Source organism: Pseudomonas sp. CFBP 8772 (genome assembly GCF_014841665.1).
Taxonomy (GTDB): Bacteria; Pseudomonadota; Gammaproteobacteria; order Pseudomonadales; family Pseudomonadaceae; genus Aquipseudomonas; species Aquipseudomonas graminis_B.
The window spans coordinates 325,879-340,163 of record NZ_JACYUI010000002.1 but is presented as its reverse complement, the minus strand read 5'-3'; the positions used below and the strand labels follow the sequence as shown (position 1 = coordinate 340,163).

Sequence of the window (14,285 nt, the reverse complement as noted above, 5' to 3'; positions counted from 1 at the left end):
TTGGCCACGACCCGGGCTTCGCCTGCACATTGATCGATTCGGAGACACCACATGACCCAGCGTTACAGCGCCCTGCTCGCCGCCCTGTTTGCCAGCCTCATGCTCGGCCAGGCCCCCGCCCACGCTAATGGTCTGGATGATGTAACCGCTCGCGGCACGTTGAAAGTCGCGGTTCCGCAAGACTTCCCGCCCTTCGGTTCGGTCGGCCCCGACATGAAGCCGCGCGGCCTGGACATCGACACCGCACAGCTCATCGCCAATCAGTTGAAGGTCAAGCTTGAGCTGACGCCGGTCAACAGCACCAACCGCGTGCCGTACCTGACCACCGGCAAGGTTGACCTGGTCATCTCCAGCCTCGGCAAAAACCCGGACCGCGAAAAGGTCATCGACTTCTCCCGCGCCTATGCTCCCTTCTACCTCGCCGTGTTCGGCCCGCCTGAAGACGCGATCAAAACCGTAGACGACCTGAAAGGCAAAACCATCAGCGTGACCCGTGGCGCCATCGAGGACATCGAGCTGACCGCCGTTGCGCCGAAGGAAGCCACGATCAAACGCTTCGAAGACAACAACTCGACCATCGCGGCTTACCTGGCCAAGCAGACCGACCTGATCGCCAGCGGCAACGTGGTGATGGTCGCCATCAGCGAGAAGAACCCCAAGCGCATTCCGGAGCTGAAAGTGAAGCTCAAGGACTCGCCGGTCTACGTGGGTGTGAACAAAGGTCAGCCCGAGTTGCTCGCCAAAGTGAACGAGATTCTCGAAGCGGCGAAGAAAGACGGCACGCTGGAAAAGAACGCGCAGACCTGGCTCAAGCAGCCATTGCCTGCCGACCTCTGATCATCGACTGCCGAGGCGCTAAAATGGCTTATCAGTTCGACTTTATCCCGGTCCTGCAAAACACTGACCTGCTCCTGCGCGGCGCACTGTTCACGCTGGAGCTGACCGCCATCGGCACGCTGCTCGGTGTCAGCGTCGGCATTGTCGGGGCGATTGTCAGGGCGTGGAAAATCCAGCCGTTCTCGGCCATTTTCGGTGTCTATGTAGAGCTGATCCGCAACACGCCGTTTCTGGTGCAGTTGTTTTTCATCTTCTTCGGGCTGCCGTCACTGGGCCTGCAGATATCGGAGTGGCAGGCCGCCGTGCTGGCGATGGTCATCAACCTTGGCGCCTATTCGACGGAGATCATCCGTGCGGGCGTGCAGGCGATTCCGCGCGGCCAGATCGAGGCGTCGGCCGCGCTGGCGATGACTCGCTTCGAGACGTTTCGCCATGTCGTGCTGGTCCCGGCGCTGGGCAAGGTGTGGCCGGCGCTGAGCAGCCAGATCATCATCGTCATGCTCGGTTCCGCGGTCTGTTCGCAGATCGCCACCGAGGAGCTGAGTTTCGCCGCGAACTTCATTCAGTCGCGCAACTTCCGCTCGTTTGAGACGTACATCATTACCACGCTGATCTACCTGTGCATGGCGCTGCTGGTGCGTCAGTTGCTGGCGTGGATCGGCAGACGCTATATCGCGAGGAGCCGCTGATGGATTTCACCCTTTGGGACGTCGTGCGCAACTTGCTGACCGGCCTGCAGTGGACACTGGCGCTGTCGCTGGTGGCGTTCATCGGCGGCGGCGTGATCGGTTTGCTGGTGATGACCCTGCGCATCTCCGAGAAGGCAATGCCACGCAGGCTCGCGCGCTGCTACATCGAGCTGTTTCAAGGCACGCCATTATTGATGCAGCTGTTCCTGGTGTTCTTCGGCGTGGCGCTGATGGGCATCGACATTTCACCCTGGTTCGCGGCGGCGCTGGCGCTGACGTTGTTCACCAGTGCGTACCTGGCTGAAATCTGGCGTGGCTGCGTGGAGTCGATTTCCAACGGCCAGTGGGAAGCTTCCGCAAGTCTGGCGCTGACCCCGTTCGAGCAACTGCGTTACGTGATTCTGCCTCAGGCGTTACGCATCGCGGTGGCGCCAACGGTGGGGTTCTCCGTGCAGGTGGTCAAAGGCACGGCAGTCACGTCGATCATCGGCTTCACCGAGCTGACCAAAACCGGCGGCATGCTCGCCAACGCCACGTTCCAGCCTTTCATGGTCTACGGCTTCGTTGCCCTGGGCTACTTCATGCTTTGCTATCCGTTGTCGCTCAGCGCGCGCTACCTGGAAAGGAGACTTCATGCCTCTGCTTAGAATTTCCGCCCTGCACAAGTATTACGGCGACCACCATGTGCTCAAGGGCATCGACCTCAGCGTCGAGGAAGGTCAGGTCGTGGCGATCATCGGGCGCAGCGGTTCGGGCAAAAGCACGCTGCTGCGCACCCTGAACGGCCTTGAGTCGATCAATGACGGGGTGATCGAGGTCGACGGCGAATACCTCGATGCCGCGCGGGCTGACCTGCGCAGCCTGAGACAGAAAGTCGGCATGGTCTTCCAGCAGTTCAACCTGTTTCCGCACCTGACGGTGGGCGAGAACGTAATGCTCGCGCCGCAGGTGGTGAAGAAGGTTTCCAAAACCGAAGCGAAAAAGCTGGCGAAGGAGATGCTCGACCGGGTGGGCCTGGGCGAGAAATTCGACGCCTTCCCTGACCGGCTGTCCGGTGGTCAGCAGCAGCGCGTGGCGATCGCGCGTGCGCTGGCGATGTCGCCCAAAGTGCTGCTGTGCGACGAAATCACCTCCGCGCTCGACCCGGAGCTGGTGAACGAAGTACTCGCAGTCGTTCGCGAGCTGGCCAAAGACGGCATGACGCTGATCATGGTGACCCACGAAATGCGCTTCGCCCGCGAGGTGGGCGACAAGCTGGTGTTCATGCATCAGGGCAAGGTGCATGAGGTAGGCGATCCTAAAATACTGATGGCCAACCCGAAAACGCCCGAGCTGGCGAATTTCATTGGGTCAGTTGAGCAGGCTTGAGCCCGAGTGCAGAATCGGCCATGGCTCAAACTGTAGGACCGCCTTTAGCCGGGAAGGCGTCAGGTGCCATGTCGCGAAACTGATGTCGCACACACTGGCCCCTTCCCGGCTGAAGCCGGTCCTACTAAGACACCGCGTGCATCCCGTGGGGGCTGGCTTCGGCTCAAATTGTAGGACCGGCTTTAGCCGGGAAGACGTCAGGTGTCACACCGCAACATTGACGGCGCACACACCGGCCTCTTCCCGGCTGAAGCCGGTCCTACTAATACGGCGCAAATACGTTGCCGGTTTGGCGACGGTGATGGATCGTGGCACGATGGCGGGGTTATCGACCGAGACCTTTTGACCATGCCGCTATCCACAGCCAAAAACCTCTCGCTGATCGCCGCGATCGACCTGGGCTCCAACAGCTTCCATATGGTTGTCGCCAAAGCCAATCAGGGCGAAATTCGCATCCTTGAGCGGCTCGGTGAGAAAGTGCAGCTGGCCGCGGGGATCGATGACGACCGCCGCCTCAGCGAAGAATCCATGCAGCGAGGGCTCGACTGCCTCAAGCGCTTCTCCCAACTGATCAACGGTATGCCGCCCGGCGCCGTGCGCATCGTCGGCACCAACGCCCTGCGCGAAGCCCGCAATCGCAACGAATTCATTCACCGCGCCGAAGAAATCCTCGGCCATCCGGTCGAGGTGATCTCCGGCCGTGAAGAAGCGCGCCTGATCTACCTGGGCGTGTCCCATACCCTGGCCGACACGCCCGGCAAACGCCTGGTCGCCGACATCGGCGGCGGCAGCACCGAGTTCATCATCGGCCAGCGCTTCGAGCCACTGTTGCGCGAAAGCCTGCAGATGGGCTGCGTCAGCTTCACTCAGCGTTATTTCAAGGACGGCAAGATCACCCCGGCGCGCTACGCCCAGGCTTACACTGCAGCGCGGCTGGAAATCATGAGCATCGAGCACGCGCTGCATCGCCTGACGTGGGATGAGGCCATCGGTTCTTCCGGCACCATCCGCGCCATCGGCCTGGCTCTGAAGGCCGGCGGCCACGGCAATGGCGAGGTCAACGCCGAAGGCCTGGCCTGGCTCAAGCGCAAGCTGATGAAGCTGGGCGAAGTGGACAAAATCGATTTCGAAGGCCTCAAGCCTGACCGTCGTGCGATCTTCCCCGCAGGGCTGGCGATTCTCGAAGCGATTTTCGACGCCCTCGACCTCAAACGCATGGATCACTGCGAAGGCGCGCTGCGTGAAGGCGTGCTTTACGACCTGCTTGGCCGTCATCACCACGAAGACGTGCGCGAACGCACCCTCAGCTCGCTGATGGAGCGCTACCACGTCGATCTCGAACAAGCCGCCCGTGTCGAGCGCAAGGCCCTGTCGGCACTGGAGCAAGTGGCGAAGGCGTGGGAGCTTGAGGACAATGCGTATCGCGAGTTACTGAGCTGGGCCGCCAAGGTGCATGAAGTGGGTCTGGACATCGCCCACTACCACTACCACAAGCATGGCGCATACCTGATCGAGCACTCGGACCTCGCCGGTTTCTCACGCGAAGACCAGCAAATGCTCGCGCTGCTGGTGCGCGGTCATCGTCGCAATATCCCCAAGGACAAGTTTGCCGAGTTCGGCAACGAAGGCGTGAAACTGATTCGTCTGTGCGCGCTGCTGCGTTTTGCGATCCTGTTTCACCACATTCGCGGTACTCAGGAAATGCCGCAACCCGTGCTGACCGCCAACGATAACCATCTGGACATCGTGTTCCCGGATGGCTGGCTGGAAAACAACCAGCTGACTCAGGCCGACTTCGCGCTCGAAGCGGAATGGCTGACCCGAGTCGGCATCATCCTCAACGTACGCTAAGGACCGGGTTGCTGAGTTTTTCCAACAGACTCGCCTGCACATTGCGGGCGTTCTGGTTGCCGGTCGGGGTGCTGCGAATGTAGCGCCCGTCCGGCTGCAGCAGCCAGCTATGGGTGTTGTCGGTCAGGTACCCTTCCAGCTCTTTCTTCACGCGCAGGATCAGCTTCTTGCCTTCCACCGGGAAGCAAGTCTCGACGCGTTTGTCGAGGTTGCGCTCCATCCAGTCGGCACTCGACAGGAACATCTGCTCGTCGCCGCCGTTGAGGAAGTAGAACACCCGCGTGTGCTCAAGGAAGCGACCGATGATCGAGCGCACCTGAATGTTGTGGGACACCCCCGGCACGCCAGGACGCAGGCAGCACATGCCGCGCACGACGAGGTCGATCTTGACCCCGGTCTGACTCGCCTTGTACAGCGCGCGAATGATCTTCGGGTCGGTCAGCGAGTTGAACTTGGCGATGATGTGCGCAGGCTTGCCCTCGGACGCGAACTGCGTCTCCCGGGCAATCATGTCCAGCATGCCTTTCTTCAGGGTGAACGGCGCGTGCAGCAGTTTCTTCATGCGCAGCGTCTTACCCATCCCGATCAACTGGCTGAACAGCTTGCCGACGTCTTCACACAAGGCATCGTCCGAGGTGAGCAGGCTGTAATCAGTATACAGACGCGCGTTACCAGCGTGGTAGTTGCCCGTACCCAAATGCGCGTAACGGACGATCTCGCCGGCTTCACGGCGCAGGATGAGCATCATCTTGGCGTGGGTCTTGTAACCGACCACGCCGTAGATCACTACGGCACCGGCCGCTTGCAGGCGGCTCGCCAGTTGAAGGTTCGACTCTTCGTCAAAACGCGCACGCAGCTCGATAACGGCGGTGACTTCCTTGCCGTTGCGCGCGGCATCGACCAGTGCATCGACGATTTCCGAGTTGGCACCGCTGCGGTAGAGCGTCTGACGCACGGCTAGCACGTGAGGGTCTTTCGCCGCCTGGCGCAGCAGATCGACGACCGGGGTGAAGGATTCGAACGGGTGCAACAGCAGGATGTCCTGCTTGCTGATCACGTTGAAAATGTTTTCGCTGTTCTGCAGCAGCTTCGGAATCGCCGGGGTGAACGGCATGTACTGAAGCTCGGGATGACTGTCCAGGCCAGTGATGCTGAACAGCCGCGTCAGGTTTACCGGGCCATTGACCTGATACAGCTCCGTCTCGCTCAGGTTGAACTGCTTGAGCAGGTAGTCCGAGAGCAGTTTCGGGCAGGTATCTGCCACTTCCAGACGCACTGCATCGCCGTAACGACGGGAGAACAGCTCGCCACGCAGCGCGCGGGCAAGGTCTTCCACGTCCTCTGAATCGAGGGCCAGGTCAGCGTTACGGGTCAGACGGAACTGGTAGCAGCCCTTCACCTTCATGCCCTGGAACAGGTCATCGGCGTGGGCGTGGATCATCGACGACAGGAAGACATAGTTGTCCCCCGGGCCACCCACGTCTTCCGGCACCTTGATGATACGCGGCAACAGGCGCGGTGCCGGGATGATCGCCAGACCCGAGTCGCGGCCGAAGGCGTCAATGCCTTCCAGCTCGACGATGAAGTTCAGCGACTTGTTCACCAGCAGCGGGAATGGGTGCGTTGGGTCCAGACCGATCGGCGTGATGATCGGCGCGATCTCGTCACGGAAATAACGGCGCACCCAGGCTTTGATCTTGGCGTTCCAGTTGCGACGGCGGATGAAGCGCACCTGATGCTTTTCCAGCTCCGGCAACAGGATGTCGTTGAGAATGGCGTACTGGCGATCCACGTGGCCGTGCACCAGTTCGCTGATACGGGCCAGCGCCTGATGAGGCTGCAGGCCGTCAGCGCCGGCCTGTTCGCGAGCGAAGGTGATTTGCTTCTTGAGCCCGGCGACGCGGATTTCGAAGAATTCGTCGAGGTTGCTGGAGAAGATCAGCAGGAACTTGAGCCGCTCAAGCAACGGATAGGACTCGTCCAGCGCCTGTTCCAACACGCGAATGTTGAACTGCAGCTGCGACAGCTCGCGATGGATATAAAGACTGCTGTCATCCAGATTGGGCACCGCGATGGCATGCGGGGCCGGATGAGGCGGTTCCAGCGCGGGGACCACTTCAATGGTCGGCTCGACCACCGGAGTGACTTCCTGATTGACGGGCTGAGGGTCAAGCCCGACTGCGGCTTCGGTAGATCCTTCGGTGCTCATGAATAATCCTGTAAGGCAAATGGCCTTGTAACAGTTGGGCCGCGCATACGGCCGATGTCGGAATACCGCTTGCGCCACAACAGTGGTGACGTACAGCGTGGAACAACGGTCACGCCCAGGGGGCAGCGGTTCTGACGATAGTTGCAGCCTGATCGATATCGCGGGGGGTGGCGACCGGCGTCAGGCTCAATGCTGTGAGCGGTTTGACTCTCCACGCTACGGATTTCTCCGTACGGTGCAAGCCCTGAACTGCAAACATTCGCGTGGCGCCCGGTAGAGGGCAACGTGCAAGGAAGGGATCCGCGCCCATCCAGGCGGGCAAGCGTGACATTTATAAGCGGCGATTATGACACTCACGTGACAGGCGTAATTGCGACGTAACGTGTACGACACAAACCCTCTCTCCGCGCGAACAATCGCTCCCGAACGTAGGAAACTTTAACGCGGTGACACATTTGCATACTTTCCTGAATGCCTTGGGCGCGTTAGGCTGCGCGTTCATTTCGCCAGCACCCAAATGATGCTCCAGCATTTTTTACAAGAATTTGGCTACTTCGCCCTTTTCCTCGGGACCTTTTTTGAAGGCGAGACCATTCTGGTGCTTGCCGGCTTTCTTGCGTTCCGCGGATACATGGATATCAATCTGGTCGTGGTGGTTGCCTTCTTCGGCAGCTACGCAGGCGACCAGCTCTGGTATTTCATGGGACGCAAGCATGGCCGCAAGCTTCTGGCGCGCAAGCCTCGCTGGCAGTTAATGGGCGATCGTGCGCTGGAGCATATCCGGCGCCACCCCGACATCTGGGTGCTGAGCTTCCGCTTTGTGTATGGCTTGCGTACGGTCATGCCGGTCGCTATCGGGCTGTCCGGCTATCCACCGGGGCGCTACCTGTTGCTCAACGGCATCGGCGCAGCGGTATGGGCAGCCGCGCTGGGCGCAGCGGCGTACAAGTTCGGCTCCGTGCTCGAAGGCCTGCTGGGCAACGTCAAGAAGTACGAGCTGTGGGTGTTGGGCGCATTGCTGGTGATCGGTGTGCTGCTGTGGATCCGCCGGCGCATCAAAAACGCACGTATCGCTCGCGAAGAAAAGCTGGCCGTCGCGGCCAACGCCCAAGTCCATGTGGACGCCCGGAACACCCCTGACGAGTAAATCCTCGGCGCATGCCTACGGAGCTGGAGACATTCGCTGACGGCGTTGTCCTAGGCTCATGGCTTGCGACAATCAGCGCAATGCTGACCTGCGTAACCGGCTATGGGCCGGAGCGCCCGAGAGAGGAACACGCGAATGACCAAAAAAGTGGCCGTTATTCTTTCTGGCTGTGGCGTTTACGACGGCGCGGAAATCCACGAAAGCGTGCTGACGTTGCTGCGCCTCGATCAGCGCGGCGCCGCAGTGAAGTGCTTTGCACCCAATATCCCTCAGCACCACGTCATCAATCATCTGACCGGCGAAGAGATGCCCGAGTCGCGCAACGTGCTGGTTGAATCAGCCCGCATTGCCCGGGGTGCCATCGAAGACATCCGCGAAGCCGACGTCACTGAATTTGATGCCTTGATCATCCCCGGCGGCTTCGGTGCCGCGAAAAACCTGTCGGATTTCTCTACCCAGGGCGCTGGCTGCAAAGTCCAGGCTGAAGTGCTGGCGATGGCCGAAGCGTTCGCCGCCGCGGGCAAACCCATCGGGCTCATCTGCGTATCGCCGGCGCTGGCCGCCAAAATCTACGGGCCGGGCGTCACCTGCACGATTGGCAACGACGCCGACACTGCTGCAGCGATTACCCGCATGGGCGGCACCCACCAGGAGTGTGAGGTGACGGAAATCGTCGAAGACAAGGACCGCAAACTGGTGAGCACACCCGCTTACATGGTCGCCAAGTCCATTGGTGACGCGGCATCCGGGATCAACAAGCTGGTGGACCGGGTGCTGGAGCTGGTACAGGAAAACGAGGACCGCCTTCCAGACTGATGTTTAAAAAGGGGCCGGAGGCGGAGTGACTGCGCGCCAGCCCTACTGGCTATCGCCTGTGGGCGGCGAGGGATACTCGCGAGCCAGCCGCGTCAGGATACGGTCGAGGCAGTTGGCAAACGCCTGTTTCTCCCGCTCGCCGTAAGCGCCCTGCCCGCCACTGGCCTGGCCTTGCTCCCGCAGATCCGTGAAGAGGTTGCGCATCGCCAGGCGTTGCCCCATGTTCTGCGCATCGAACTCCCTGCCCCGTGGGTCAAGCGCCGCAACACCCTTCTTCACCAGCCGATCCGCCAATGGCACATCGCTGCAGATCACCAGCTCGCCCGGTACGGCGTGCTCGACCAGATAATCATCGGCGGCATCCGGGCCACTGGGCACAACGATCAGCTTCACCAAGGTCAGGCTCGGTTTGATCTGGCTCTGCCCCGCCACCAGCACGACCTCGAACTTGCGCTTAAGGGCAAACTTGACGACGAGGTCCTTGGCAGCCTTGGGGCAGGCGTCAGCATCGATCCAGACGCGCATACGCGACTCCGATTTCAGAAAGTGAATTTAGGCAGCGGCCGCGCGGCGCTTCTCGGCTATCCGGCTGCGGCCATACAGCACCCCAATCGCCAACAGCGCGATGGCTTGTGCGCCAAGGGAATAGGCATCGGCGTGAATGCCCAGCCAGTCGAACTCGAAGAACGGCACCGGACGCGTTCCGAAAATCCCGGCTTCCTGCAACGCCTTGACGCCATGGCCGGCGAACACCACCGACAGCGCGCACAGCAGCGCGGCATTGATACCGAAGAACAGCGTCAGCGGCAGCTTCGCAGAACCCCGCAGAATCACCCACGCCAAGCCGACCAGCAACACCAGCGCCGTGGCGCCCCCGGCCAATACGGCATTGTGGCCAGCGGGGCCTGCCTGCAGCCACAGGGTTTCGTAGAACAGAATGACTTCGAACAGCTCGCGGTAGACCGAGAAGAACGCCAACACCGCGAAACCGAAACGCCCACCGCCACCGACCAGGCTGCTCTTGATGTAGTCCTGCCAGGCGGCGGCATGACGTCGGTCGTGCATCCACACACCCAGCCACAGCACCATGACGCTGGCGAACAGCGCCGTCGCGCCCTCCAGCAGCTCGCGCTGCGAGCCACTGACGTCAATGACGTACGCTGCCAGCGCCCACGTACCCAGACCCGCCAGCAACGCCAGCCCCCAGCCGACGTTGACGCTGCGCACCGCCGATTGCTGCCCGGTGTTGCGCAGGAACGCGAGAATGGCGGCGAGCACGAGAATCGCTTCCAGCCCTTCGCGCAGCAGGATCAGCAGACCGGAGATGAAGCTCAATGAGGTGCTCAGGCCATCGCTGCCGAGCAGATCGGCGGACTCCTTGAGCTTGACCTTGGCATCCGCGAGTTTCTGCGCCGCTTGCGCTGCGGGCAAGCCGTCCTGAAGCGACTGCCGATAGGCCATGAGTGCTTTTTCGGTGTCCTTGCGCACGGTGGCATCGACGTTGTCGAGCGAGCTTTCGACCAGCTCGAAACCCTCCAGATACGCCGCGACCGACAGGTCATACGCTTGCTCGCGATCACCGGCCTGATACGCGGCAAGACTCTTGTCGAGGGTTGCGCTGGTGTAATCGAGGAGCTGAGCCGGGCCGCGTTGAATCTGAGGCGGCTGCGCGCGCTGGGCACGGAAGCTGGCAGCGGCCTGCGGTCCTTCGGCGGCACTGACCTCAGCGGGCGTTTGCCGCGCGAGATCAGCGAGGTTGTAGGGTTTTTCCTGCTTCGCAGAGGAATCCGCGCTGAAGCCTGCAAGGTAAGTGGTAACGTCCCAACGCTGCCGATCATCCAGCTGGTCCGCGAACGCTGGCATTTCAGTGCCGTCAATGCCCAGCCCGAGGGTGTTGTAGAGGTCGTAAAGACTCAGGCGGTCGAGCCGCGCCGGGTCCCGTAGATTGGCGGGTGGCGGCGAAAGACCAATCCCGGCCGGACCGTCGCCGGCGCCCGTATCGCCGTGGCACACCGAACAATACTGTGCATACAAGGGCGCGCCACGTGCAGGATCCGGGGTAATCACTGGCGCCTGGCTGACTTCGTAGGCCACTGCGAGCTTCGCGCCGAGCTGACGTGCCTGACGGGCCACTTGAGCGCCGTCCTGCTTCTGGTTGACCGCATTCAACAGCGCTGAGACACCCTGCTCCAGCGCAGCGCGCTCCGGCCTTGCCGGCAACCCGGCGATCGTGCCCTGCAGCGCCGCGAGAAACTCCACCTGCTCGCGGTATTCGGCGTCATCCACGACCTTGCCGTCCGCAACCGTCGCCGGGTAGTCCGCTCCGACGTAATCGAGCAAATGCAAAGCCTGAGCCGCGTCCTCGGCAGGCGCTGCGCAGGCACCGACGCTGAACAGGCTCAACAGCACGAGGCTCAGGCAGGGCAATAAGCGGGAGCGGAACATGGGGGTGGATCTCAAATAGGAATGCGAAGGGTTGCCATTGTTCATGTTAGGCGCCGAGGACTCAAGCGCTGCATTGATGGCAGTGACTCAACCGCAGGATTGGGTTTTAGCCGGGAAGAGGTCAGGTGTCACACCGCAAAATTGAGGGTGCTGCCAATGGCCTCTTCCCGGCTGAAGCCGGTCCAACAGATACATCGTGTGCATCCAGCGGGGCGGGCTTTTGCCAAATCAGGCCCGATGCAATGTGGCGAGAAATGCCGCGGCGCTGACGAACAACCCGGCAAAGGTGCGGTTCATCCGGCGTTGCTGTTTGGGGGTTTTGAGGGCGCGGAGCACTTTCGAAGCCAGGCCGGTGTAGCCCGCCATGACGATCAGGTCCACGCACACCATGGTCGCGGCAATGATCAGGTATTGCGGCAGCAGCGGCAGATGCGTGTCGATGAACTGCGGCAGGATCGCCAGAATAAACACCAGCGCCTTGGGGTTGCTGATGTTCACAAGAAAGCCTCGGCCCATGAGCACAAGGGGCTTGCCCACCGGGCGCACAGCCGACTCATCCGCCAGATTGCTTGGCAACGCACGCCATTGCCTGATGCCCAGATAGACCAGGTAGGCGACGCCAAACCATTTGATCAGCGTGAACGCCAAGGCTGAAGTGGCCAGCACCGCGCCAAGCCCGGCAGCAACCACGGCGATCTGCACGACGAGCGCGATCTGCAGGCCCAGAGCATTCCAGTAGCCGCGCCAGAACCCGTATTGCAGACCGCTGGACATCGACGCGATGGCGCCCGCGCCCGGAGACAGACTGATAACCCAGCAAGCGGCGAAAAACGCCAACCATGTTTCGAGCGACATCACGCACCTCAGGCAACGAAATCTTCGCCTAACCTAGTGTTTCCGGACCTGCAAAGGCCAGTTATTTCTGACTGTTGCGGCGACTTGGCCGACAGCTGTTCCGGTCGCCTGCGTTATACGACTAACGCAGGCCACACCATCAGGACAACGCTTCCAGCTCGGCCTGCATCGACTCCAGCAATTCCAGTGCTTCCATCCACGCTTCTTCCAGCTCGGATTCACGTGACTTGAGCTTGGCCTGATCCGCCAACAGGTCGCGCAGCTTGTCTTTGTTGGCCGCCTCGTAAATGCCGCTGTCGCCCAGGGCCACTTCGATCTTCGCCAGTTTCTCATGCAGCGTGCCGAGCTCTTTTTCAAGCTTGTCGGCCTCGCGCTTGTGCGGCGCGAGTTGCTGGCGCAATGCGGCGGCCTGCTGTCGCTGCGCTTTCTTGTCGGTCTTGTCGACGTTCACCGGCGTGTTACTGGTCGGCGCATTGCGCAGGCGATAGTCCACCAGCCACCGCGCGTAGTCGTCCAGATCGCCATCGAACTCCTGAACAAGGCCATCGGCGACGAGGAGGAAATTATCCGTCGTGCTCTTGAGCAAATGCCGATCGTGGGAGACCACCAGTACCGCGCCACTGAACTCCTGAAGCGCCATGGTCAAAGCCAGGCGCATTTCCAGATCCAGGTGGTTGGTCGGTTCGTCGAGCAGCAGCAGGTTGGGTTTGTCCCAGGCAATCAGGGCCAAGGCCAGCCGCGCTTTCTCGCCACCGGAGAAATTCAGCACCGGCTCGTCGAGGCGCGCACCGCGGAAGTCGAAACCGCCGAGGAAATCCCGCAAGGACTGTTCGCGCTCGGTGGGCGCGATACGCTGAAGGTGCAGCAGTGGACTGGCCTTGGCGTCCAGGGAGTCGAGCTGATGCTGGGCAAAGTAGCCGACCACCGTGTTTTCGCCACGCACCATGCGCCCGCTCAACGGCTCGAGTTCGCCCGCAAGGTTTTTGATCAGCGTGGATTTACCGGCGCCGTTCGGGCCCAGCAAACCGATGCGTGCGCCCGGCGTCAGTTGCAGCTTCACCTTTTGCAGGATGGCTTTGTCGCCATAGCCCAGTCGCGCGTCAGACAGATCCATCAGCGGGCTGGATATCTTGGTCGATTCGCGGAAGGTGAAGTCGAACGGAGAATCGACGTGGGCCGCCGACAGCTCTTCCATTCGCTCAAGGGCTTTGATCCGGCTCTGGGCCTGTTTGGCCTTGGTGGCCTGGGCCTTGAAGCGCGTGATGAATTTCTCCATGTGCGCGCGCTGGGCCTGTTGCTTGTCGTAGGCCTGCTGTTGCTGGGCCAGGCGCTCGGCACGGGCGCGTTCGAAAGCGCTGTAACCGCCGCGATAGAGCGTGATCTTTTTCTGCTCGACGTGGGCAACGTGATCGACCACCGCGTCCAGAAAATCGCGGTCGTGGGAGATCAGCAGCAGGGTGCCCTGGTAGCTTTTGAGCCAGTCTTCAAGCCAGAGAATGGCATCGAGATCCAAGTGGTTGGTCGGCTCATCGAGCAGCAGCAGGTCCGAAGGACACATCAACGCCTGCGCCAGGTTGAGACGCATCCGCCAGCCACCGGAGAAATCGCTGACCTGGCGCTCCATCTGCTGGTTGGTAAAGCCCAGACCTGCCAGCAGCTTGCGCGCCCGCGCATCGGCCGTGTAGCCATCGGCGCTGTCGAGCTCCGAATGCAGACGTGCTTGCGCGGCGCCGTCCTGAGCGGCCTCGGCAGCCGCGAGGTCATGCTGAACCTGACGCAGTCGCAGATCGCCGTCGAGGACGTATTCCACCGCCAGACGATCGAGGGTGTCGACCTCCTGACGCATGTGGGCGATGCGCCAATCGGCAGGCAGCAGGCAATCGCCATTGTCGGGGGTCAGTTCACCCCGAAGCAGCGCGAACAGGCTGGATTTACCGGCGCCGTTGGCGCCGATCAGACCGGCTTTCTGGCCGGCGTGCAGGGTCAGCTCGGCGTCTTCTAGCAGACGTTGCGGACCACGCTGTAAGGTAAGGCTTTGAAGTCTGATCATAATGGCGGCGGAGTCTAC

12 protein-coding genes are annotated in these 14,285 nt (G+C 61.4%); 7 read left to right on the top strand and 5 right to left on the bottom strand.

Annotation, left to right across the window (positions count from 1 at the left end; translation table 11 throughout):
- Window positions 1-51 precede the first annotated feature (51 nt).
- From IFT99_RS05210 to ppx, 5 genes are all read left to right on the top strand, one after another.
- Complete coding sequence (locus IFT99_RS05210; protein WP_065987474.1) at window positions 52-837, top strand: transporter substrate-binding domain-containing protein; 786 nt, start codon at window positions 52-54, stop codon at window positions 835-837.
- Between the two features lie 23 nt (window positions 838-860).
- Window positions 861-1,526 (top strand): amino acid ABC transporter permease, encoded by a 666-nt coding sequence (locus tag IFT99_RS05205; RefSeq protein WP_065987475.1) that lies wholly within the window; start codon window positions 861-863, stop codon window positions 1,524-1,526.
- On the top strand, window positions 1,523-2,173 hold the full coding sequence (locus tag IFT99_RS05200; protein WP_065987517.1) for an amino acid ABC transporter permease: 651 nt from the start codon (window positions 1,523-1,525) through the stop codon (window positions 2,171-2,173). Before IFT99_RS05205 ends, IFT99_RS05200 begins: the two co-directional genes overlap by 4 nt.
- The gene (locus tag IFT99_RS05195) at window positions 2,160-2,894 is read left to right on the top strand and encodes an amino acid ABC transporter ATP-binding protein (RefSeq protein WP_192130693.1); all 735 of its coding nucleotides are present in this window, start codon (window positions 2,160-2,162) and stop codon (window positions 2,892-2,894) included. The genes IFT99_RS05200 and IFT99_RS05195 overlap by 14 nt, the downstream gene beginning before the upstream one ends.
- A gap of 348 nt (window positions 2,895-3,242) precedes the next feature.
- Window positions 3,243-4,745 carry an exopolyphosphatase gene (gene ppx, locus IFT99_RS05190; protein WP_065987477.1) on the top strand — a complete coding sequence of 501 codons (1,503 nt, stop codon included), beginning with the start codon at window positions 3,243-3,245 and terminating at the stop codon, window positions 4,743-4,745.
- Here the strand turns inward: ppx and ppk1 are convergent.
- The gene (gene ppk1 / locus IFT99_RS05185) at window positions 4,732-6,954 is read right to left on the bottom strand and encodes a polyphosphate kinase 1 (protein ID WP_065987478.1); all 2,223 of its coding nucleotides are present in this window, start codon (window positions 6,952-6,954) and stop codon (window positions 4,732-4,734) included. The genes ppx and ppk1 overlap by 14 nt on opposite strands.
- A 517-nt stretch (window positions 6,955-7,471) precedes the next feature.
- On the opposite strand from ppk1, the gene IFT99_RS05180 reads away from it, so the two are divergent.
- Together IFT99_RS05180 and elbB are read left to right on the top strand one after the other, a co-directional pair.
- Window positions 7,472-8,101, top strand: a complete 630-nt coding sequence (locus tag IFT99_RS05180) for a DedA family protein (RefSeq protein ID WP_244160318.1) — start codon at window positions 7,472-7,474, stop codon at window positions 8,099-8,101.
- Between the two features lie 135 nt (window positions 8,102-8,236).
- Entirely contained in the window at window positions 8,237-8,917 is a 681-nt protein-coding gene (gene elbB / locus IFT99_RS05175; protein WP_065987479.1) for an isoprenoid biosynthesis glyoxalase ElbB, read from the top strand.
- 42 nt (window positions 8,918-8,959) lie between these two features.
- Here the strand turns inward: elbB and IFT99_RS05170 are convergent, their stop codons facing one another.
- The 4 genes from IFT99_RS05170 to IFT99_RS05155 form a co-directional block, all read right to left on the bottom strand.
- Window positions 8,960-9,442 (bottom strand): YaiI/YqxD family protein, encoded by a 483-nt coding sequence (locus IFT99_RS05170; protein ID WP_192130692.1) that lies wholly within the window; start codon window positions 9,440-9,442, stop codon window positions 8,960-8,962.
- 27 nt (window positions 9,443-9,469) lie between these two features.
- Window positions 9,470-11,362, bottom strand: coding sequence for a cytochrome c/FTR1 family iron permease (locus tag IFT99_RS05165; protein WP_192130691.1), 1,893 nt, complete (start codon window positions 11,360-11,362; stop codon window positions 9,470-9,472).
- Between the two features lie 228 nt (window positions 11,363-11,590).
- On the bottom strand, window positions 11,591-12,217 hold the full coding sequence (locus tag IFT99_RS05160) for a LysE family transporter (RefSeq protein ID WP_065987482.1): 627 nt from the start codon (window positions 12,215-12,217) through the stop codon (window positions 11,591-11,593).
- Window positions 12,218-12,356: 139 nt separating this feature from the next.
- Window positions 12,357-14,267: an ATP-binding cassette domain-containing protein gene (locus IFT99_RS05155; RefSeq protein WP_192130690.1), complete on the bottom strand. Its 1,911-nt coding sequence runs from the start codon at window positions 14,265-14,267 to the stop codon at window positions 12,357-12,359.
- Window positions 14,268-14,285 lie beyond the last annotated feature (18 nt).

Bases quoted from the DNA above. Each gene is read 5' to 3' on its own strand.
- IFT99_RS05155 (WP_192130690.1), bottom strand. From the start codon at position 14,267: ATGATCAGACTTCAAAGCCTTACCTTACAGCGTGGTCCGCAACGTCTG.
- IFT99_RS05170 (WP_192130692.1), bottom strand. From the start codon at position 9,442: ATGCGCGTCTGGATCGATGCTGACGCCTGCCCCAAGGCTGCCAAGGAC.
- IFT99_RS05205 (WP_065987475.1), top strand. From the start codon at position 861: ATGGCTTATCAGTTCGACTTTATCCCGGTCCTGCAAAACACTGACCTG.
- IFT99_RS05160 (WP_065987482.1), bottom strand. From the start codon at position 12,217: ATGTCGCTCGAAACATGGTTGGCGTTTTTCGCCGCTTGCTGGGTTATC.
- ppx (WP_065987477.1), top strand. From the start codon at position 3,243: ATGCCGCTATCCACAGCCAAAAACCTCTCGCTGATCGCCGCGATCGAC.
- ppk1 (WP_065987478.1), bottom strand. From the start codon at position 6,954: ATGAGCACCGAAGGATCTACCGAAGCCGCAGTCGGGCTTGACCCTCAG.
- IFT99_RS05195 (WP_192130693.1), top strand. From the start codon at position 2,160: ATGCCTCTGCTTAGAATTTCCGCCCTGCACAAGTATTACGGCGACCAC.
- IFT99_RS05210 (WP_065987474.1), top strand. From the start codon at position 52: ATGACCCAGCGTTACAGCGCCCTGCTCGCCGCCCTGTTTGCCAGCCTC.
- IFT99_RS05165 (WP_192130691.1), bottom strand. From the start codon at position 11,362: ATGTTCCGCTCCCGCTTATTGCCCTGCCTGAGCCTCGTGCTGTTGAGC.
- elbB (WP_065987479.1), top strand. From the start codon at position 8,237: ATGACCAAAAAAGTGGCCGTTATTCTTTCTGGCTGTGGCGTTTACGAC.
- IFT99_RS05180 (WP_244160318.1), top strand. From the start codon at position 7,472: ATGATGCTCCAGCATTTTTTACAAGAATTTGGCTACTTCGCCCTTTTC.